The sequence below is a fragment of the Pseudomonas furukawaii genome (assembly GCF_002355475.1).
Taxonomy (GTDB): Bacteria; Pseudomonadota; Gammaproteobacteria; order Pseudomonadales; family Pseudomonadaceae; genus Metapseudomonas; species Metapseudomonas furukawaii.
The window spans coordinates 579,482-597,958 of the sequence record NZ_AP014862.1 but is presented as its reverse complement, the minus strand read 5'-3'; the positions used below and the strand labels follow the sequence as shown (position 1 = coordinate 597,958).

General features: G+C 62.5%; 17 protein-coding genes, 2 tRNA genes and 1 rRNA gene. 9 read left to right on the top strand and 11 right to left on the bottom strand.

The annotated features are described in order from the left end of the window. Positions 1-82: 82 nt before the first annotated feature. The 4 genes from KF707C_RS02715 to tyrS all read right to left on the bottom strand — a co-directional run bounded on the left by KF707C_RS02715 (position 83) and on the right by tyrS (position 3,530). Positions 83-158 (bottom strand) — tRNA-Ala (locus KF707C_RS02715). A 32-nt stretch (positions 159-190) separates the two neighbouring features. Next, a tRNA-Ile gene (locus KF707C_RS02710) sits at positions 191-267 on the bottom strand. A gap of 65 nt (positions 268-332) precedes the next feature. Then, positions 333-1,869, bottom strand: a 16S ribosomal RNA gene (locus tag KF707C_RS02705). Between the two features lie 461 nt (positions 1,870-2,330). Next, the gene (gene tyrS / locus KF707C_RS02700) at positions 2,331-3,530 is read right to left on the bottom strand and encodes a tyrosine--tRNA ligase (protein ID WP_003450675.1); all 1,200 of its coding nucleotides are present in this window, start codon (positions 3,528-3,530) and stop codon (positions 2,331-2,333) included. A gap of 184 nt (positions 3,531-3,714) precedes the next feature. Between tyrS and KF707C_RS02695 the strand changes: the two genes are divergently transcribed. Then, a complete protein-coding gene (locus KF707C_RS02695; RefSeq protein WP_003450677.1) occupies positions 3,715-5,151 on the top strand; it encodes a peptidoglycan DD-metalloendopeptidase family protein in 1,437 nt (478 codons plus the stop codon). 4 nt (positions 5,152-5,155) lie between these two features. Beyond that, positions 5,156-6,247 (top strand): anhydro-N-acetylmuramic acid kinase, encoded by a 1,092-nt coding sequence (locus tag KF707C_RS02690; RefSeq protein ID WP_003450679.1) that lies wholly within the window; start codon positions 5,156-5,158, stop codon positions 6,245-6,247. 63 nt (positions 6,248-6,310) lie between these two features. Here KF707C_RS02690 and erpA read toward each other — a convergent pair whose 3' ends face one another. Together erpA and argC are read right to left on the bottom strand one after the other, a co-directional pair. After that, positions 6,311-6,661, bottom strand: a complete 351-nt coding sequence (gene erpA, locus KF707C_RS02685; RefSeq protein WP_003450681.1) for an iron-sulfur cluster insertion protein ErpA — start codon at positions 6,659-6,661, stop codon at positions 6,311-6,313. Positions 6,662-6,794: 133 nt separating this feature from the next. Beyond that, positions 6,795-7,829 (bottom strand): N-acetyl-gamma-glutamyl-phosphate reductase, encoded by a 1,035-nt coding sequence (argC, locus tag KF707C_RS02680; protein ID WP_003450683.1) that lies wholly within the window; start codon positions 7,827-7,829, stop codon positions 6,795-6,797. A gap of 133 nt (positions 7,830-7,962) precedes the next feature. Here argC and hemJ point away from each other — a divergent pair, with 133 nt between their 5' ends. The 4 genes from hemJ (at position 7,963) to KF707C_RS02660 (ending at position 11,408) form a co-directional block, all read left to right on the top strand. After that, positions 7,963-8,388 carry a protoporphyrinogen oxidase HemJ gene (gene hemJ, locus KF707C_RS02675; protein ID WP_003450685.1) on the top strand — a complete coding sequence of 142 codons (426 nt, stop codon included), beginning with the start codon at positions 7,963-7,965 and terminating at the stop codon, positions 8,386-8,388. Positions 8,389-8,408: 20 nt separating this feature from the next. Further along, the gene (locus tag KF707C_RS02670) at positions 8,409-9,371 is read left to right on the top strand and encodes an NAD(P)H-dependent flavin oxidoreductase (protein WP_003450686.1); all 963 of its coding nucleotides are present in this window, start codon (positions 8,409-8,411) and stop codon (positions 9,369-9,371) included. A 158-nt stretch (positions 9,372-9,529) separates the two neighbouring features. Beyond that, entirely contained in the window at positions 9,530-10,564 is a 1,035-nt protein-coding gene (locus KF707C_RS02665) for a DUF805 domain-containing protein (RefSeq protein ID WP_003450688.1), read from the top strand. 55 nt (positions 10,565-10,619) lie between these two features. Next, a complete protein-coding gene (locus KF707C_RS02660) occupies positions 10,620-11,408 on the top strand; it encodes an SDR family NAD(P)-dependent oxidoreductase (protein WP_003450689.1) in 789 nt (262 codons plus the stop codon). A gap of 5 nt (positions 11,409-11,413) precedes the next feature. On the opposite strand, the gene KF707C_RS02655 is transcribed toward KF707C_RS02660, so the two are convergent. Continuing rightward, positions 11,414-12,895 carry an AAA family ATPase gene (locus tag KF707C_RS02655; RefSeq protein WP_003450691.1) on the bottom strand — a complete coding sequence of 494 codons (1,482 nt, stop codon included), beginning with the start codon at positions 12,893-12,895 and terminating at the stop codon, positions 11,414-11,416. A 90-nt stretch (positions 12,896-12,985) separates the two neighbouring features. On the opposite strand from KF707C_RS02655, the gene KF707C_RS02650 reads away from it, so the two are divergent. Then, positions 12,986-13,324: a histidine triad nucleotide-binding protein gene (locus KF707C_RS02650; protein WP_003450693.1), complete on the top strand. Its 339-nt coding sequence runs from the start codon at positions 12,986-12,988 to the stop codon at positions 13,322-13,324. 90 nt (positions 13,325-13,414) lie between these two features. Further along, on the top strand, positions 13,415-14,062 hold the full coding sequence (gene coq7, locus KF707C_RS02645; protein ID WP_003450695.1) for a 2-polyprenyl-3-methyl-6-methoxy-1,4-benzoquinone monooxygenase: 648 nt from the start codon (positions 13,415-13,417) through the stop codon (positions 14,060-14,062). A gap of 98 nt (positions 14,063-14,160) precedes the next feature. On the opposite strand, the gene speD is transcribed toward coq7, so the two are convergent. Both speD and KF707C_RS02635 read right to left on the bottom strand, forming a co-directional pair. Next, on the bottom strand, positions 14,161-14,955 hold the full coding sequence (speD, locus tag KF707C_RS02640) for an adenosylmethionine decarboxylase (RefSeq protein WP_003450697.1): 795 nt from the start codon (positions 14,953-14,955) through the stop codon (positions 14,161-14,163). A 246-nt stretch (positions 14,956-15,201) separates the two neighbouring features. Next, entirely contained in the window at positions 15,202-15,627 is a 426-nt protein-coding gene (locus tag KF707C_RS02635; protein ID WP_036992411.1) for an OsmC family protein, read from the bottom strand. A 226-nt stretch (positions 15,628-15,853) separates the two neighbouring features. On the opposite strand from KF707C_RS02635, the gene crp reads away from it, so the two are divergent. Then, complete coding sequence (gene crp, locus KF707C_RS02630) at positions 15,854-16,498, top strand: cAMP-activated global transcriptional regulator CRP (protein WP_003450701.1); 645 nt, start codon at positions 15,854-15,856, stop codon at positions 16,496-16,498. Between the two features lie 96 nt (positions 16,499-16,594). On the opposite strand, the gene trpC is transcribed toward crp, so the two are convergent. Further along, positions 16,595-17,431, bottom strand: a complete 837-nt coding sequence (gene trpC, locus KF707C_RS02625) for an indole-3-glycerol phosphate synthase TrpC (protein ID WP_003450703.1) — start codon at positions 17,429-17,431, stop codon at positions 16,595-16,597. Next, a complete protein-coding gene (trpD, locus tag KF707C_RS02620; RefSeq protein ID WP_003450705.1) occupies positions 17,428-18,477 on the bottom strand; it encodes an anthranilate phosphoribosyltransferase in 1,050 nt (349 codons plus the stop codon). Before trpD ends, trpC begins: the two co-directional genes overlap by 4 nt.

The window sequence follows — 18,477 nt, the reverse complement described above, 5'->3', positions numbered from 1 at the left end:
GAACGATTCTGAAGCAAAGTCCAGAATTCAATATCCAACCACGGATACTCAATTCTGCACTCTTGGCTGCCTGACTGGAGAGTGGTGGAGCCAAGGAGGATCGAACTCCTGACCTCCTGCGTGCAAAGCAGGCGCTCTCCCAGCTGAGCTATGGCCCCAATGTCGGCCGGTCATTCGACCCCGCGACAATTGGTGGGTCTGGGCAGATTCGAACTGCCGACCTCACCCTTATCAGGGGTGCGCTCTAACCAACTGAGCTACAGACCCAATCGCCTTCGCAATTGAATCAAGCAATTCGTGTGGGAACTTATGAAGAAGCTGATGTCTTCGATTAAGGAGGTGATCCAGCCGCAGGTTCCCCTACGGCTACCTTGTTACGACTTCACCCCAGTCATGAATCACTCCGTGGTAACCGTCCCCCTTGCGGTTAGACTAGCTACTTCTGGAGCAACCCACTCCCATGGTGTGACGGGCGGTGTGTACAAGGCCCGGGAACGTATTCACCGTGACATTCTGATTCACGATTACTAGCGATTCCGACTTCACGCAGTCGAGTTGCAGACTGCGATCCGGACTACGATCGGTTTTATGGGATTAGCTCCACCTCGCGGCTTGGCAACCCTTTGTACCGACCATTGTAGCACGTGTGTAGCCCTGGCCGTAAGGGCCATGATGACTTGACGTCATCCCCACCTTCCTCCGGTTTGTCACCGGCAGTCTCCTTAGAGTGCCCACCATAACGTGCTGGTAACTAAGGACAAGGGTTGCGCTCGTTACGGGACTTAACCCAACATCTCACGACACGAGCTGACGACAGCCATGCAGCACCTGTGCCTGAGTTCCCGAAGGCACCAATCCATCTCTGGAAAGTTCTCAGCATGTCAAGGCCAGGTAAGGTTCTTCGCGTTGCTTCGAATTAAACCACATGCTCCACCGCTTGTGCGGGCCCCCGTCAATTCATTTGAGTTTTAACCTTGCGGCCGTACTCCCCAGGCGGTCGACTTATCGCGTTAGCTGCGCCACTAAGATCTCAAGGATCCCAACGGCTAGTCGACATCGTTTACGGCGTGGACTACCAGGGTATCTAATCCTGTTTGCTCCCCACGCTTTCGCACCTCAGTGTCAGTATTAGTCCAGGTGGTCGCCTTCGCCACTGGTGTTCCTTCCTATATCTACGCATTTCACCGCTACACAGGAAATTCCACCACCCTCTACCATACTCTAGCCCAGTAGTTTTGGAGGCAGTTCCCAGGTTGAGCCCGGGGATTTCACCTCCAACTTGCTGAACCACCTACGCGCGCTTTACGCCCAGTAATTCCGATTAACGCTTGCACCCTTCGTATTACCGCGGCTGCTGGCACGAAGTTAGCCGGTGCTTATTCTGTTGGTAACGTCAAAACAGCAAGGTATTAACTTACTGCCCTTCCTCCCAACTTAAAGTGCTTTACAATCCGAAGACCTTCTTCACACACGCGGCATGGCTGGATCAGGCTTTCGCCCATTGTCCAATATTCCCCACTGCTGCCTCCCGTAGGAGTCTGGACCGTGTCTCAGTTCCAGTGTGACTGATCATCCTCTCAGACCAGTTACGGATCGTCGCCTTGGTGAGCCTTTACCTCACCAACTAGCTAATCCGACCTAGGCTCATCTGATAGCGTGAGGTCCGAAGATCCCCCACTTTCTCCCGCAGGACGTATGCGGTATTAGCTCGAGTTTCCCCGAGTTATCCCCCACTACCAGGCAGATTCCTAGGCATTACTCACCCGTCCGCCGCTCGCCGGCATCCCGAAGGACCCGCTGCCGCTCGACTTGCATGTGTTAGGCCTGCCGCCAGCGTTCAATCTGAGCCATGATCAAACTCTTCAGTTCAATACTGCTTGGGTTTTGAGAAAACCCTAAACTTGGCTCAGCAATCGCAAATAAACTCTCGAATTCACGAGTGTTACTTGTGATGCTGATAATCAGTTGACTATCAGTCTTACCTCACAAGAACCCACACGAATTGCTTGATTCAGTTGTTAAAGAGCGTTTCGATCAAGTTTTTCGTCTCAACCGAGGCCGCGCATTCTACAGCAGCCCTTCTTACTGTCAAGCTGTTTTTCGAAAATTTCTTTTCTACTCAACCGCTTGCGCTTTTGATCCGATTCACTCTTCTCGTCAGCGGGAGGCGCATTCTACAGGATTCAACCCCGTCGTCAACACCTCACTTCCGAGCCTTTCGCTTTCAGCTTAACACTTTGATTCTCAAGGAGTTTCGCTTGGCGACTGCGCCGGAAGTGGGGCGCATTATAGGGATGAGAAATCTGCCGTCAACATCTATTTTCAGAGAGTTACTCTGAAACGAGGGAAACGCGGGCAAAGGACTTCTTGCCAGCCTGGAGCACATGGGTTGAACCCAGCTTGAACAGGAAGCCTCGATCGACCGCCTGACCATCAACGCGAACACCACCAGAGCCCAGCAGGTCCCGAGCAACAGCCGCGTTCTTCACCAACCCTGCCTTATTAAGGACAGAAGCGATGGGCATATCCTCCACAGAAGACAACTGGACCTCCGGCAGATCCACCGGCAGCTCACCATCCTTCATCCGATTACCCGCAGAGCGATGGGCCGTAGCTGCCGCCTCCTCACCATGGAAGCGAGCGACGATTTCCTCAGCCAACTTTATCTTGATATCGCGCGGATTGGCCCCCTCCTCGACATCACGCTTGAACTGCCCGATCTCGTCCATCGAACGGAAGCTGAGGAGCTCGAAGTAACGCCACATCAACTGATCTGGAATGGACACGAGCTTGTTGTACATGACACCTGGCGCTTCCTGGATGCCGACATAGTTGCCCAGGGACTTCGACATCTTCTTCACGCCATCCAACCCTTCCAGCAACGGCATGGTCAGGATGCACTGGGACTCCTGACCATAAGCGCGCTGGAGCTCGCGCCCCATAAGAAGATTGAACTTCTGATCAGTGCCGCCCAGCTCGATATCGGCCCGCAGCGCCACGGAGTCATAGCCCTGCACCAGCGGATAGAGGAACTCATGGATAGCGATGGGCTGATTGGTGCTGTAGCGCTTGTTGAAATCATCGCGCTCGAGCATTCGCGCAACCGTGTACTGGGACGCCAGGCGAATGAAGTCCGCGGGGCTTAGCTGATCCATCCAGGTGGAGTTGAACGCCACCTCGGTCCTGGCCGGATCCAGGATCTTGAACACCTGGGCCTTGTAGGTTTCGGCATTCTCCAGTACCTGATCACGAGTCAGCGGCGGCCGGGTAGCGCTCTTGCCGCTGGGGTCGCCGATCATCCCGGTGAAGTCTCCGATGAGGAAGATCACCTGATGACCCAACTCCTGGAACTGGCGCAGCTTATTAATAAGAACGGTATGCCCCAGGTGCAGGTCGGGAGCGGTCGGATCGAAGCCCGCCTTGATACGCAGTGGCTGGCCACGCTTGAGCTTCTCAACCAGCTCGGACTCGACCAGGACCTCTTCCGCACCGCGCTTGATCAGCGCCAGCTGCTCTTCTACCGACTTCATGACAGGACTCGTAGACCATTGGACAGACAAAGGGGAACCAACCATACAAGATCGCGAACTAATTACAAGATTTGCGCCTGCATCCTGCCAATCGGCGGAAGGGGGTCACGCCAAGGTTGCCTGAGGCGGATTTTGATTATATTTTAGGCAGTTAGTTCACCTTCCGAATACAACACCACACGCCATGACGCATTCTGTTCCCAAAGCGCCGCCATATCCGAAGAGCCACCTGCTGGCCGCAAGCGGTGTGGCTGCGCTGCTAAGCCTGGCCCTGCTGGTGTTCCCGTCTCGCGAAGTCGAGGCGAAGAAGACCTACATCAACCTCGAGCTCGAAAGCGGCTCCGAGATGGTCATACAGGAGAAGGACGACCTTCGACCAGGTTCCACAACCGGGGATGAGGCGAGTTCGCCATTCGCCAGGATCGAGACTCCCACCGAAAATCAGAACAGCGCCGGAAAAGACGCGGATAAGAACCAACAGAATACCGACCTAACCACGACCCAGAAGCCCACCGATCCCAGCCTGAAAACTGTGACCGTGAGCAACGGCGACACCTTGTCCACGGTTTTCGCCAAGGTCGGACTATCCGCGAACGTCCTGCACGATGTACTCAACAGCAGCCGGGACGCCAAGCAGCTCAGCCGCCTGAAGGTGGGCCAGAGCTTCGAGTTCAAGCTGACGCCCTCCGGCGAGATCGAGCGACTCAGCACCAAGCTGAGCAGCCTCGAAAGCGTCCACCTGGAAAAGACCCCCAAGGGCTACGCCTTCAAGCGCGATCTGATCAAGCCAGAGCTGCGCTCGGCCTACGCGCGCGGCGTGATTGACAGTTCGTTGTTCCTGTCTGCCAAACGGGCCGGCCTTTCTCACGACCTGACGATGAACCTGGCCAATGTCTTCGGCTATGACATCGACTTCGCCCTCGACATCCGCGAGGGAGATGAATTCGAAGTCATCTATGAGGAGAAAGTCGTCGATGGCAAGAAAGTAGGCAGCGGCGAAATCCTCGCAGCGCGCTTCATCAATCGCGGCAAGACCTTCACCGCTATCCGTTACGTCGACCGCCAAGGTTCCGCAACCTACCTGCGGGGCGATGGGACCGCCATGCGCAAGGCGTTCATCCGCACACCAGTGGACTTTGCCCGCATCAGCTCGCGCTTCTCCAATGGTCGGCGCCACCCGATCCTGAACAAGATCCGGGCCCACAAGGGCGTGGACTACGCAGCGCCGCGCGGCACCCCGATCAAGGCTACCGGCGACGGCAAGATCGTCCTGGCCGGCCGCCGCGGTGGATACGGCAACGCGGTGATCATCCAGCACGGCAGCAAGTACCGCACGCTGTACGGCCACATGCAGGGCTTCGCGAAAGGCATTCGCACGGGCGGTTCGGTCAAGCAAGGCCAGATCATCGGCTACGTCGGCACCACCGGCCTCTCCACCGGTCCGCACCTGCACTACGAGTTCCAGGTCAATGGCGTACACGTCGACCCACTCGGCGTCAAGCTGCCCATGGCCGACCCGCTGCTGGCCGCCGAGAAAAGGCGCTTCCTGCAGATGAGCCAGCCGCTGCTGGCACGCATGGACCGGGAAAAGGCCAGCATGCTTGCCCTGAACAAGCGCTGACGACATGGCGCGCTACCTGGGGGTGATGTCCGGCACCAGTCTGGACGGCCTGGACATCGCCCTGGTCGAGCAAACCGACCGCCTCAGACTTCTGGACACCCACTACATCCCCATGCCCGGCTCGCTACGGCGCGAGCTGTTGGCCCTCTGCAGCTCGGGGCCGGATGAACTGGCACGCGCCGCCCTGGCCGAGAACGGCTGGGTGGAGCTGGCCGCAACTGGAATCAATGCCCTGCTCGTGCGCAACAGTCTGGGACCTGCGGACATCAGGGCCGTTGGCAGCCATGGCCAGACGGTGCGCCATGAACCGGCACGCGGCTTCACCATCCAGATCGGCAATCCCGCACTGCTGGCCGAACTGACCGGCATCACGGTCGTGAGCGACTTCCGCCGTCGCGATGTTGCGGCTGGCGGCCAGGGCGCCCCCCTGGTACCGGCCTTTCACGAGTCGCTCTTCGGCGATGGCCTCAACCATCGCGCCGTACTCAACGTGGGGGGCTTCAGCAACCTCAGCCTGATCGAGCCGGGCAAGCCCGTGCATGGCTTCGACTGCGGCCCCGGCAACGTGCTCATGGACGCCTGGATTCATCTGCAGCGCGGTGACAGCTTCGATCGCGACGGAGCCTGGGCCGCAAGCGGAATTCCCCAGCGCCGCCTGCTGGACACCCTCTTCGCTGATCCCTTCTTCGCCACCCGAGGCCCCAAGAGTACCGGTCGGGAACTCTTCAACCTGAGCTGGCTGCAGTCCCACCTGGCACGGCTACCGCGCTTCAAGCCGGAAGATGTCCAGGCGACGCTGCTCGAGCTAACAGCACGAAGCATCATCGACGCCTTGCGAACCGCCCAGGGGCGTACGGACGACCTGCTGGTCTGCGGCGGCGGAGCCCACAATCTCCAGTTGATGCATCGGCTCGCCGAACTGTTGCCCGGCACGCGCGTGTGCAGCACCCAGGCGCTCGGAATCGACCCGGACTGGGTCGAAGCCATGGCCTTTGCCTGGCTAGCCCACTGCTGCCTGGAGGGAATACCCACCAATCGCCCCAGTGTGACCGGCGCGAAAGGGTTGAGGGTCCTCGGGGCCATCTATCCGGCCTGACGCCCCAAACGAAAACGCCGTGCTCCAAGGCACGGCGTTTCTGTTCAAGGCTTGCGGAATGACTCAAATCGAGAAGGACTGGCCGCAACCACAGGTGGTGGAAGCATTCGGATTCTTGATCACGAAGCGCGAGCCCTCCAGCCCCTCCTGGTAATCCACCTCGGCACCTGCCAGGTACTGGAAGCTCATCGGATCCACCACCAGGCTAACGCCGTCGCGCTCGACGATGGTGTCGTCATCAGCCACATCCTCATCGAAGGTGAAACCGTACTGGAACCCGGAGCAACCGCCGCCGGTGACGAAGACGCGAAGCTTCAGGCGCGGATTGCCCTCTTCATCGATCAGGTTCTTCACCTTGCTGGCCGCACCTTCGGTGAACATCAGGGCTGAGGGGGTGAAGGTTTCGACACTCATGCTGCAAATCTCCCGGCTGGACGCCGCCATACTGCGCTAAGGCGAGGCATTATCCGCTTACCCTAGAAAACTGGTCAACTATTAAGCGATCCCGGAAACGACGCCGAAGCAATTGCCTTCGGCGCCATCAGCATCAGGGCAACAGCGCGGCATGGGACAGCCCCAGGCGCTCCTCAAGACCGAACATGATGTTCAGGTTCTGCACAGCCTGGCCGGACGCACCCTTAACCAGGTTGTCGATCACCGACAGCACCACCACCAGATCACCGCCTTGCGGACGATGGACCGCGATACGGCAGACGTTGGCGCCCCGCACGCTGCGGGTTTCCGGATGGCTGCCCGCCGGCATCACATCCACGAAGGGCTCATTGGCATAACGCTTCTCGAACAGGGCCTGGAGGTCGACGCCCTTGTCCGCCACGTTCGCGTACAGCGTGGCGTGGATGCCACGGATCATCGGCGTCAGGTGCGGCACGAAGGTCAACCCGACGTCGCCGCCCGCTGCACGGCGCAGCCCCTGGCTGATCTCCGGCAAATGGCGATGCCCCTTCACCGAGTAGGCCATCATGCTCTCGCCCGCCTCGCAGAACAGCGACCCTACCTTGGCACCACGACCAGCGCCGCTGACGCCGGACTTGCAGTCGGCGATCAGTCGGGACGTATCGGCCAGACCGGCCTCCAGCAGCGGGATAAAGCCCAGTTGCGCCGCCGTGGGGTAGCAGCCCGGCACTGCGATCAGCCGCGCGCCCTTGATGGACTCGCGATTCACTTCCGGCAGGCCGTAGACGGCTTCCGGCAGCAGCGCAGGGGCGCCGTGGGGCTGGCCGTACCATTTGGCCCATTCCTCGGCATCCTGCAGGCGGAAGTCCGCCGACAGGTCGATCACCCGCGTACCCGCATCGAGCAGCTCGCCTGCCAGGGCATGAGCGACGCCGTGGGGAGTGGCGAAGAACACCACATCGCAACCACCCAGGGTGGCCACATCGGGAACACTGAAGGACAGGTTGTCGTAATGGCCACGGAGGTTCGGATACATGTCGGCCACTTTCACGCCGGCCTCGGATCGCGAGGTGATAACCGCCACTTCAGCCTGCGGATGCTGAGCCAGCAGACGCAGCAGCTCGACACCGGTGTAGCCCGTACCGCCGACTATTCCGACCTTGACCATCACTTGCCCCTCAATGAACCGATTGGAAAGCTGCCGATGATAAGGCGGCATCGGCCAGCGGCCAACCGCCGAGGTGACGTGTGGCCGCTCAAGACTCTACTATCCGGCGAATCTGTCCAATGGAATCCGCCTCATGCTCTACCTCTGGCTCAAGGCCCTGCACATCGTCGCCATCGTCTGCTGGTTCGCCGGCCTGTTCTACCTGCCCCGCCTCTTCGTCTATCACGCCATGGCCGAGGACTCGCCCAGTCGCGAGCGCTTCAAGATCATGGAGCGCAAGCTCTACCGCGGCATCATGGGCCCTTCCATGATTGCCACCCTGGTCTTCGGCCTCTGGATGCTCTACCTCAATCCCGCCTGGTTCAGCCAGGGCTGGCTCCACGCCAAACTCACGCTGGTTGTGCTGCTGATCGGTTACCACCACGCCTGCGGCAGCCTGCTCAAGCGCTTCGCCCGCGACGAAAACCGGCGGGGCCATGTGTTCTTTCGCTGGTTCAATGAAGTCCCGGTGCTGTTCCTGATCGCCATCGTCGTTCTGGTGGTGGTCAAACCCTTCTGACCCGACAAGAGGAATGTCCGATGTCCCTGCCCGCCCTGCTCGACCAGCGCCTCCGCCTGCCCCTGGTGGCGGCGCCGATGTTCCTGGTGTCCACTCCACAACTGGTGCTGGCCTGCAGCAACAGTGGCATCGTCGGCAGTTTCCCCGCCTTGAACCAGCGAGAAAGCAGTGGCTTCCGTGACTGGCTGGACGAGATAGAAGCCGGCCTGACCGCCGAGGCCGCACCGTTCGCGGTGAACCTCATCGTCCACCCGAGCAACCCCCGCCTGCAGGCGGACCTCGCCATCTGCGTCGAGAAGCGCGTCCCCATCGTCATCACCAGCCTGGGGGCCGTGAAGGAAGTGGTGGATGCGGTGCACAGCTATGGCGGCCTGGTGTTCCATGACGTCACCACCCGGCGCCATGCCGAGAAGGCGGCCGAGGCGGGCGTCGACGGACTGATCGCCGTCGCCGCGGGCGCGGGTGGCCACGCCGGGACCTGGAGCCCCTTTGCGCTGGTTGCGGAGATCCGCCAGTTCTTCGACAGGACCCTGTTGCTGGCGGGCTGCCTCAACCACGGGCACGAGGTCTTCGCCGCCCAGATGCTCGGGGTCGACCTGGCCTACCTGGGCACCCGCTTCATCGCCACCCGAGAAAGCGCCGCCGATGATGCCTACAAGCAGATGATCCTCGACGCAAGGGCCGCCGACATCGTCCACACGCCGGCCGTTTCGGGCGTACCGGCCAGTTTCATGCGCCAGAGCCTCGAGGCGGCGGGCTACGACCTCAAGCGTCTCACCGACAAGGCCGACATCAACTACGGCGAGAAACTGAAGCCTATCAGCGACGAGGCCAAGGCCTGGAAAACCGTCTGGTCCGCTGGACAGGGAGTGGGCGGCATCGATGACCTGCCGACCGTGCGGGAACTGGTGGCGCGGCTCGATCGCGAGTACCGCGTCGCACGGGAAAACGCGGGGCAACTGGGGCAACGCTGGCCACGCTGAGGCGGCGGTCCCCGCTTGGCCTCGGAATCCTGGGCGCGAGTAGCCCTCTCACACCTGGCCGAGCGCTTCGCGTTTTGTGCGCCAGCCCGCTTGTGCCGCCGGCCACGGCGCAATTACGCTGTGCCATCACCTGTTCCGTCGCAGACAAGGATGCCCGCATGACCGAAGCCCGCTACAAGATCATCTTCGACGGCGAACCCATGCCCGGTGTGGCCCTGGAGACCGTCAAGGACAACCTGGCGCGCCTTTTCAAGAGCGACGCCAGCCGCATCGAGAGCCTGTTCGGCGGCCGCAGCGTCGCCCTGAAGCGCGACCTGCTGGAAGCGGAGGCCGACAAGTACCTCGCCGCCCTGCTGAAGGCCGGCGCCAAGGTGCGAAAGGAGCAGGACAGCTCCAGCGGTCTCAGCCTGTTGGCCACTGACGACCATCCTGATCCCGCAGCGCCCGCGAGCGCGCAGGACGATTACCAGACCATGGACTGCCCCAAGTGCGGCCACACGCAACCCAAGTCGGCCGAGTGCCAGGCCTGCGGCGTCATCATCGAGAAGTACCTGGCCCGCCAGGCCCAACTGGCCGACGAAGCCGTACAGGCGTCGACCACCATCGGCACTGTCGGCGAGCCCGCGTCTCCCTATGCGCCGCCCCAGGCCCAGGTGGGGGAGTCGTTGCCCGAGTTCGGCGAGCTCAAGGTGTTCAGTCTGCAGGGCCGTATCGGCCGGCTCCGCTACCTGGCCTGGAGCACCGTGATGATGCTGGCGTTCCTGCCCATCGGCATCCTCATCTTCAGCAGTTCGGTGCTATCGGAAACCGTCGCCGCCATCGTCACCGTCCTGGTCAGCCTCGCCGTGATCGCCGTCAGCGTCTGCATGGGCGTCCAGCGGGTCCACGATATGGGCTGGTCAGGCTGGCTCTGGCTGCTCAATTTCGTCCCCGTCATCGGCTGGGTGTTCTCCCTGCTGATGCTGTTCATGCCCGGTACAGCCGGCGCCAATCGCTACGGCCCACCCCCGCCGCCCAACAGCCGCGCGGTAAAGGTCCTGGCCTGCCTGTTCCTCGTGCCGATAATGGGTATCATCGCCGCCATTGCGATTCCGGCCTACCAGGACTACGTCATGCGTGCCCAGTTGGAGAGTCCCGCCAGCTTCGAGGCGCCTGCCGAAATGCCCGCCATCCAGGACCAGTCCGCACAGTAAGCAACCTCCCGGGGCCGGCGCTGTCCAACCCGGCCCCAGCTTGGAGAACCTGCAGATGCCCCGCTATGCCCTGATCACCGGCGCCTCCAGCGGAATCGGCCTGGCACTGGCCGAGGCCCTGGCGCGACGGGGCCGCCACCTCCTGCTGGTGGCCAGGCAGCGGGACGCCCTGGAAAGCATCGCCTGCGAACTCACCCAGCGCTTTGGCGTGGAAGTGCTGTTCCGTTGCTGCGATCTGGCCGAGCCGCTGCAGGTCTCCGGCCTGTTGATGGAGCTCGAACAAGGCGAGCGGGAATTCGACCTCCTGGTGAACAATGCCGGCATCGGTTCCTCCGGCGCCTTCATCGACCAGGACTGGGGGCGCGAACAGGAACTCATCGAACTGAACATCATCGCCCTGACCCGCCTCTGCCACTCGATCGGCGGCCTGATGGCGCGCGACGGCGGCGGGCAGATACTCAACGTGGCCTCGGTGGCGGCATTCCAGCCCGGCCCCTGGATGAGCAGCTACTACGCCAGCAAGGCCTTCGTGCTGCACTTCTCCGAAGCCCTGCGCGAGGAATTGCGCCCGCGAGGCGTGAAGGTCTCGGTACTCTGCCCCGGTCCGACACGCACCGCCTTCTTCCGTGGCGCCCACCTCAAGGTGGACAGCCTGGAAGGCAGCAAGCTGATGATGAGCCCGGAAGAAGTGGCCCTGGCGACGGTGCGCGCCCTGGACAAGAACCGCGCGATCATCATCCCCGGCTGGCGAAACCGGCTGGCCGTCCTGTTGCCGCGACTGGCGCCGCGCTGGCTGGTCCGTCGCCTGCTGGGACGCATCGTCCGTCGCTTCGCTCAGCCCTGACTCGATCAGTCGGCCTTCACGCAGCGCCCTTCCGCCCAGGTCCGCAGCTCCACCAGGCGCTCGGCCATCAGCACCGAGAGAGGCGCCGTCCCCTTCAGCTCGGCCAGCAGCAGCGCCTGGTCCACCGGACACTGCCTGGCCTGTGCCGCGTAGAGCGCCCCCACCACCGCCTGTTCGATTTCGGCACCGGCAAAGCCATCGCTGGCGGCCGCCAGTTGATGCAGGTCGAACTGCGCCGGATCCAGCTCGCGGCGTGCCAGATGGATGCGGAAGATCTCCGCCCTGACCTCAGCCTGCGGCAGGTCGACGAAGAACAGCTCATCGAAGCGCCCCTTGCGCAGCAGCTCCGGCGGCAAGCGGTCGATGGCATTCGCCGTGGCCACCAGGAACACCGGCGCCTTGCGCTCCGCCATCCAGGTCAGCAGGGTACCCAGCACCCGCTGGCTGACCCCGCCGTCATGATCCCCGCTGGCCAGGCCCTTCTCCACCTCGTCCATCCACAACACGCAGGGCGCCATCTGTTCAGCCAGCTTCAGGGCCTCCCGCAGGTTTCGCTCGGTCTCGCCAAAGAACTTGTTGTAGAGACAGGCGAAATCAAGACGCAACAGCGGCAACCCCCAGAGGCCGGCCACCGCCTTGGCCGCCAGGCTCTTGCCGCCGCCCTGGACACCCACCAGCAACACCCCCCGAGGACGGTCACGGCCCTTGTCGTCCAGCAGCGCGGACTGGCGCTCGGCCAGCCAGCGCTTGAGGTTGGCCAGGCCGCCCACCTCGGCGAAGCGCGCCGTCTCGTACTCGAAGCTGAGTACCCCCTCCAGGTCCAGCAACTGGAACTTGGCCTTGTTCAGCTCCGGCAGGTCTTCCTGGGTAATGGCCCCGTCATCGCAGATCACATTGCGCGCCAGCGCCCGCGCCTCACCATGACTCATCCCCCGCAGGTTCTTCAGCACCTGCTGCAGGGTGCGGTTGTCCGTGCGCACCCGCGCGCCCCGGTTGCGCTCGCTCCAGCGCGACGCCTCCTCACGAACGATGCTGAGCAGCTCATCCTCGCCGGGTAGCGCCAGGTCAAAACGGGCGGCAAAGCGCTGCACCTCCGGCGGCAACTTCAGCGCATGGGACACCAGCACCAGGGTCGGCTTGTGATTGCCTTCCGCCATGGCCACCTCCTTCAAGAGGCGCACCACCTTCGGGTTGTCGCCAAGGAAGGGATGCAGGTCGCACATCACGTAGAGATTCGGCTGGGGATCGCCCTTGATCAGGCGCAGCGCCAACTCGGGGTCGCGGCTGTCACCTTCCCCCAGGCCGTCACCGCCGAACCCCAGGCGCTGGAGCCCTTCGCTCACCGCCCAGGTGAACAGGCCCAGCCCCCGTTTCACCGCGAGGCTGGTAAGGGTTTCCAGAACCCGTCGCTCGTCCCAGGACTCGATCAGGATCAGCTTGACCCGTGAATCCAGCACCAGGCCAAGGTCGTGGATATCGTTCTTCACAGAGGCTCCTTGTGGATACCAGCGGACGCTGGCCGGAGAAATGGCGCACCGCTAAACTCGGAATTTCTTATAACAGGCCGGAGAATTCCCGTGGACTGTCTCTTCTGCAAAATCGCCGCCGGGGACATTCCCTCGCGGAAGATCTACGAGGACGACCGCGTCGTCGCCTTCCACGATGTCGCACCCCAGGCCCCCGTGCATTTCCTGGTGATCCCCAGGCAACACATCTCCAGACTCACCGACCTCACCGAGGACGACCGCACGCTGGTGGGCCACATCGCCTACACCGCTCAGCGCCTCGCGGCCGAACTGGGCTGCGACGAGGGCTTCCGGCTGGTGATGAACTGCAACGAACTGGGCGGCCAGACGGTCTTCCACATCCATATGCACGTGCTGGGGCAACGCCAGCTGCACTGGCCTCCGGGCTGACACCCGGCCTGCCGACGGGGCCTGACGCCAGTCAAGCCTCTGTCACCCCCTTGGGGTAGAATGCCCGGCGAAATTTCCCGGAGGTGCCGCATGACCAGCGAACGTTCCTACTCCCCCGCCGACCGCCTGCTGCTGCAGGCCGATGCCGCGCTGCGTACCCTGCTCCCCTTCACCGGCCAGCCATACCGTGCGTCTCCGGCCGAAGGGCTGCCCGAGTCGGATATGGATGCCGATGAGGCACGCCACGTCGCCGGACTCATGCGCATCAACCACACGGGCGAGGTCTGCGCCCAGGCGCTCTACCAGGGCCAGGCGCTGACCGCCAAGCTGCCCGACATCCGCGCCGCCATGGAGCACGCCGCCGAGGAGGAGATCGACCACCTCGCCTGGTGCGAGCAGCGTATCCGCGAGCTGGGCAGCCACCCCAGCGTGCTGAACCCGGTGTTCTATGGCCTGTCCTTTGGCATCGGCGCCGTGGCCGGGCTCATCAGCGACCGCGTCAGCCTGGGTTTCGTCGCGGCTACGGAGGACCAGGTGTGCAAACACCTCGACGAGCACCTGGAGCAACTGCCGACCGACGATGCCCGCTCCCGCGCCATCCTCCAGCAGATGCGCACGGACGAGGAACAGCACGCCACCAGCGCCATCGAGGCCGGCGGCTTGCGCTTCCCCGCACCGGTGAAGTTCGGCATGACCCTGCTCTCCAAGGTCATGACCAAGAGCACCTACCGGATCTGAAGCGGCGGCTTCCCGGCAGCAGGAACGACAAAGGGCGCCTCGGCGCCCTTTGTGCTTTTCACCCGCCGCTCGCAGCCTTCGCCTGGAGCGTCCATGCCTCAGTGCGGCATGTTGCGTGCGTAGAAGATTTCCAGCATCTCGTGACGCAGGCGCTCTTCGACTTCCTTGCGCTGCCCCGACGTCAGGTTGCGGGTCGCGTCGCCGAACAGGTAGTTGTCCAGCTCGAAATCCTTGAGCAGCATCTTGGTGTGGAACAGGTTCTCCTGATACACGTTGACGTCCGTCATCTGGTAGGCGTCGCGGGTGTCATCGGAGAGGTAGTTCTGGATGGAATTGATCTCGTGGTCGATGAAGTGCTTGCGGCCTTCCACATCGCGGGTGAATCCACGCACGCGATAGTCGACGGTGACGATGTCCGAGTCGAACTGGTGGATGAGGTAATTGAGCGCCTTCAGCGGGGAAATCACGCCACAGGTCGACACATCGATATCCACACGGAAGGTGGCGATACCCGACACCGGATGGATCTCCGGGTAGGTGTGAACGGTGATGTGACTCTTGTCGAGGTGCGCCAGGATGGTTTCCGGCAGCGGCCCCGGGGACTCCTCGATCTGACTGTCGGTAGGCGTCACCGGCTGCTCGGAAATGAGGATGGTCACGCTCGCGCCCTGGGGATCGTAATCCTGGCGGGCGATGTTGAGGATATTGGCACCAATGATGTCCACGACGTCGGTGAGGATCTGGGTCAGGCGCTCCGCGTCGTACTCTTCATCGATGTACTGAACGTAAGCCTGCTGATCCTCGGGGGTCTCCGCGTAGCAGATGTCATAGATGTTGAAGCTCAAGGTCTTAGTCAGGTTATTGAACCCGTGGAGCTTGAGTTTGCTTTTCACCGTTGAGAGCTCTCTGTGCATATGCGGCTCTGCCGCGTGGTTGAGCATGCCCGTCAGAAGCGCACGACACTCCTGCGTAGGACGGTTTACACCTCTTCGCGTTGGCGATTGTGGTCGTAGGTTCGGAGCCCGAAGCCCCGGAAATGGAAAGGGGGCGAATTATGCAGACGACGGACGCCGTCTGCCAGAGTTTGCCGCGCAAATATGATGGCCGGATGTCATTGACGGGCATCCGGCCCACCGGGATCAGGCGCCGAGTTCGACGATTTCGTAATCGTGGGTGATTTCCACACCGGCACGGCCCAGCATGATGGAAGCCGAGCAGTACTTCTCGGCGGAGAGTTCCACCGCCCGCTTGACCTGCGCCTCCTTCAGCCCACGGCCCTTCACCACGAAGTGCACATGGATCCGGGTGAAGACCTTCGGGTCTTCACCGGCGCGCTCGGCTTCGAGGAACGCCTCGCAGCTCTCCACCGGCTGGCGCCCCTTCTTGAGGATGCTCACCACGTCGAAGTTGGTGCAGCCACCGAGGCCGAGCAGCAGCATCTCCATGGGACGCACGCCAAGGTTGCGGCCACCGGACTCGGGCGGGCCATCCATCACCACGACGTGCCCGCTGCCGGACTCGCCAAGGAACAGGGCCTCACCCGCCCACTGGATGCGTGCTTTCATCACCTGGAACTCCGCTCGGAAAAAGGTGCGGTAGCTTATCACAGCGACTTTTCCTCACCGCCCCCCGTATAGTTCCGAAGCAGGTGTTAGGCACGTCGCAAAATGACGTTGTTCATTGGGGGGTGTCTGTTAAGCTGGCGCCGGATTACTGGCACACTTGGCCAGACAACTATTAGAAATTTGCCTGCTGTACAAAGGCTTACCTTCTTTTTTTCGGGACTCGGGCATGGTCGCAATCACCCTTACACCAAAAATAAAAAGCCTGGACAAACTACTCGCGCATTGTCATCGCCGCCGCTACACGGCCAAGAGCACCATCATCTATGCGGGCGACCGCTGCGAAACCCTCTTCATCATCATCAAGGGCTCGGTCACCATCCTGATCGAGGATGACGATGGCCGGGAAATGATCATCGCCTACCTCAACCCCGGCGACTTCTTCGGCGAGATGGGCCTGTTCGAGAAGGAAGGCACCGAGAAGGAACGTAGCGCCTGGGTGCGCGCCAAGACCGAATGCGAAGTGGCGGAACTGAGCTACGCGAAGTTCCGTGAACTCACCCAGCAGGACCCGGAGATCCTCTACGCCCTGGGCAGCCAGATGGCCGACCGCCTGCGCAACACCACCCGCAAGGTGGGCGACCTGGCCTTCCTCGATGTCACCGGCCGAGTGGCCCGCACCCTGCTCGACCTGTGCAAGCAGCCCGACGCCATGACCCACCCGGACGGCATGCAGATCAAGATCACCCGCCAGGAGATCGGCCGTATCGTCGGCTGCTCCCGCGAAATGGTTGGCCGGGTGCTGAAGAGCCTGGAAGAACAGGGTCTGGTGAACGTGAAGGGGAAGACCATGGTGGTCTTCGGCACCCGCTGAGCGCCGATCAGCTGCGCCTCGGCCCTGCCCTGTTGAAAGCGGAGACGAAAAAGCCGGCGCAAGCCGGCTTTTTCATGGGCGGTGCTCCGGCCTGGATCAGTCCGGGTCGATCCCCGCCACCACGCGGTTGCGCTCGGGGAAGAACAGACGACCCAGCTCGGTACCCGGCTCCTCTGCGCGCATGAAGGCCTCGCCTACGAGGAAGGCGTAGACGCCGCTGACCTCCATCAGCTCCACATCGGCCCGGTTGAGGATGCCGCTCTCGGTCACCACCAGGCGATCACGCGGGATGCGCGGCAACAGGTCGAGGGTGGTTTCCAGGCTGACCTCGAAACTGTGCAGGCTGCGGTTGTTGATGCCCACCAGCGGCGTGTCCAGGCAGTTCAGGGCGCGGTCCAGCTCCTCGCTGTCGTGCACTTCCACCAGCACGTCGAGGCCGACCTCCCTGGCGGTGGCGGCCAGCTCCTTCATGCGGCCATCCTCCAGGGCGGAAACGATCAGCAGCACGCAGTCGGCGCCGATGGCACGGGCTTCCACCACCTGGTAGGGGTCGATCAGGAAATCCTTGCGGATCACCGGCAGGGAACAGGCGGCGCGGGCTTCCTGCAAGTAGGCATCGCTGCCCTGGAAGAAGTCGATGTCCGTCAGCACGGACAGGCAGGCGGCACCGCCCGCCTCGTAGCTGCGGGCAATCTGCGCGGGAACGAAATGCTCCCGCAGCACGCCCTTGCTCGGCGACGCCTTCTTCACCTCGGCGATCACCGCCGGCTGGTGGCGCTCGGCCCGCTCCATCAGCGCGCGGGCAAAGCCTCGGGGAGCATCGGCGGAACGCGCCAGCGCCTCCACCTCGGCAAGGGAAACACGGGCGCGACGCTCGGCCACTTCCTCGGCCTTGCGCGCCAGGATCTTCTCAAGGATGGTCGGGATGCTCACGCTTCATTCTCCACTCGGAACACGGCGGTAAAGGAGGCCAGCTCGTCCAGCTTCTCGCGGGCCAGGCCAGTGTGCAGGGCGTCCTGGGCCAGGCGCACGCCCTCCTTCAGGCTGGACGCCAGGTCAGCGGCATAGAGCGCCGCGCCGGCATTCAGCACGATCATGTCAGCGGCCTTCTGGCCGCTCTCGGTCTTGCGCTTGCCCAGGGCGTCGCGGATCAGCTCCAGGGATTCCTGGGGACTGCCCACCGTAAGGCCGATGAGGCTCTGGCTCTTGATGCCGAAGTCCTCGGGCTGGATCTGGTACTCGGTGACCTCACCGCCTTTCAGTTCGGCGACATGGGTCGGCGCGGCGAGACTCAGTTCATCCAGCCCGTCCTTCGAATGCACCACCAGGATGTGCTCGCTGCCCAGGCGCTTGAGCACCTCGGCCAGCGGACGGCACAGGGCCTGGCTGAACACACCGACCACCTGGTGCTTCACACCGGCCGGATTCGTCAGCGGGCCGAGCATGTTGAACAGCGTGCGCAGCCCCAGCTCCCGACGCGGGCCGGCGGCGTACTTCATGGCCCGGTGATGCACCTGGGCGAACATGAAGCCGACGCCGATATGCTCGATGCAACGGGCCACCTGCTCGGGCTTCAGGTCCAGGTAGATGCCCGCCGCCTCCAGCACGTCGGCGCTGCCGGTCTTGCCGGACACCGCGCGGTTGCCGTGCTTGGCCACCTTGCCTCCGGCGGCCGCCACCACGAAAGTGGCCGCCGAGGAGACGTTGAAGATATTCGCGCCATCGCCACCGGTGCCGACCACGTCCACCACGCGGGCCAGGTCGGACAGCTCGACGCGGACCGCCAGCTCACGCATGACCGAGACGGCACCGACGATTTCCTCGATGGTCTCGCTCTTCATGCGCATGCCCATGAGGAAGGCGCCGATCTGCGCATCGGTGCACTGGCCGGTCATGATCTGGCGCATCACGTCCTGCATTTCCTCCGTGGTCAGGTCCAGTTGGTTGACCACCCGGTTCAGGGCTTCCTTGATGTCCAT

Coding starts and splice junctions, on each gene's coding strand:
- erpA (WP_003450681.1), bottom strand. CDS start 6,661: ATGAGTGTCGAAACCTTCACCCCCTCAGCCCTGATGTTCACCGAAGGT.
- trpD (WP_003450705.1), bottom strand. CDS start 18,477: ATGGACATCAAGGAAGCCCTGAACCGGGTGGTCAACCAACTGGACCTG.
- KF707C_RS02660 (WP_003450689.1), top strand. CDS start 10,620: ATGCCCCGCTATGCCCTGATCACCGGCGCCTCCAGCGGAATCGGCCTG.
- KF707C_RS02670 (WP_003450686.1), top strand. CDS start 8,409: ATGTCCCTGCCCGCCCTGCTCGACCAGCGCCTCCGCCTGCCCCTGGTG.
- tyrS (WP_003450675.1), bottom strand. CDS start 3,530: ATGAAGTCGGTAGAAGAGCAGCTGGCGCTGATCAAGCGCGGTGCGGAA.
- argC (WP_003450683.1), bottom strand. CDS start 7,829: ATGGTCAAGGTCGGAATAGTCGGCGGTACGGGCTACACCGGTGTCGAG.
- coq7 (WP_003450695.1), top strand. CDS start 13,415: ATGACCAGCGAACGTTCCTACTCCCCCGCCGACCGCCTGCTGCTGCAG.
- hemJ (WP_003450685.1), top strand. CDS start 7,963: ATGCTCTACCTCTGGCTCAAGGCCCTGCACATCGTCGCCATCGTCTGC.
- KF707C_RS02665 (WP_003450688.1), top strand. CDS start 9,530: ATGACCGAAGCCCGCTACAAGATCATCTTCGACGGCGAACCCATGCCC.
- crp (WP_003450701.1), top strand. CDS start 15,854: ATGGTCGCAATCACCCTTACACCAAAAATAAAAAGCCTGGACAAACTA.
- KF707C_RS02635 (WP_036992411.1), bottom strand. CDS start 15,627: ATGAAAGCACGCATCCAGTGGGCGGGTGAGGCCCTGTTCCTTGGCGAG.
- KF707C_RS02690 (WP_003450679.1), top strand. CDS start 5,156: ATGGCGCGCTACCTGGGGGTGATGTCCGGCACCAGTCTGGACGGCCTG.
- KF707C_RS02695 (WP_003450677.1), top strand. CDS start 3,715: ATGACGCATTCTGTTCCCAAAGCGCCGCCATATCCGAAGAGCCACCTG.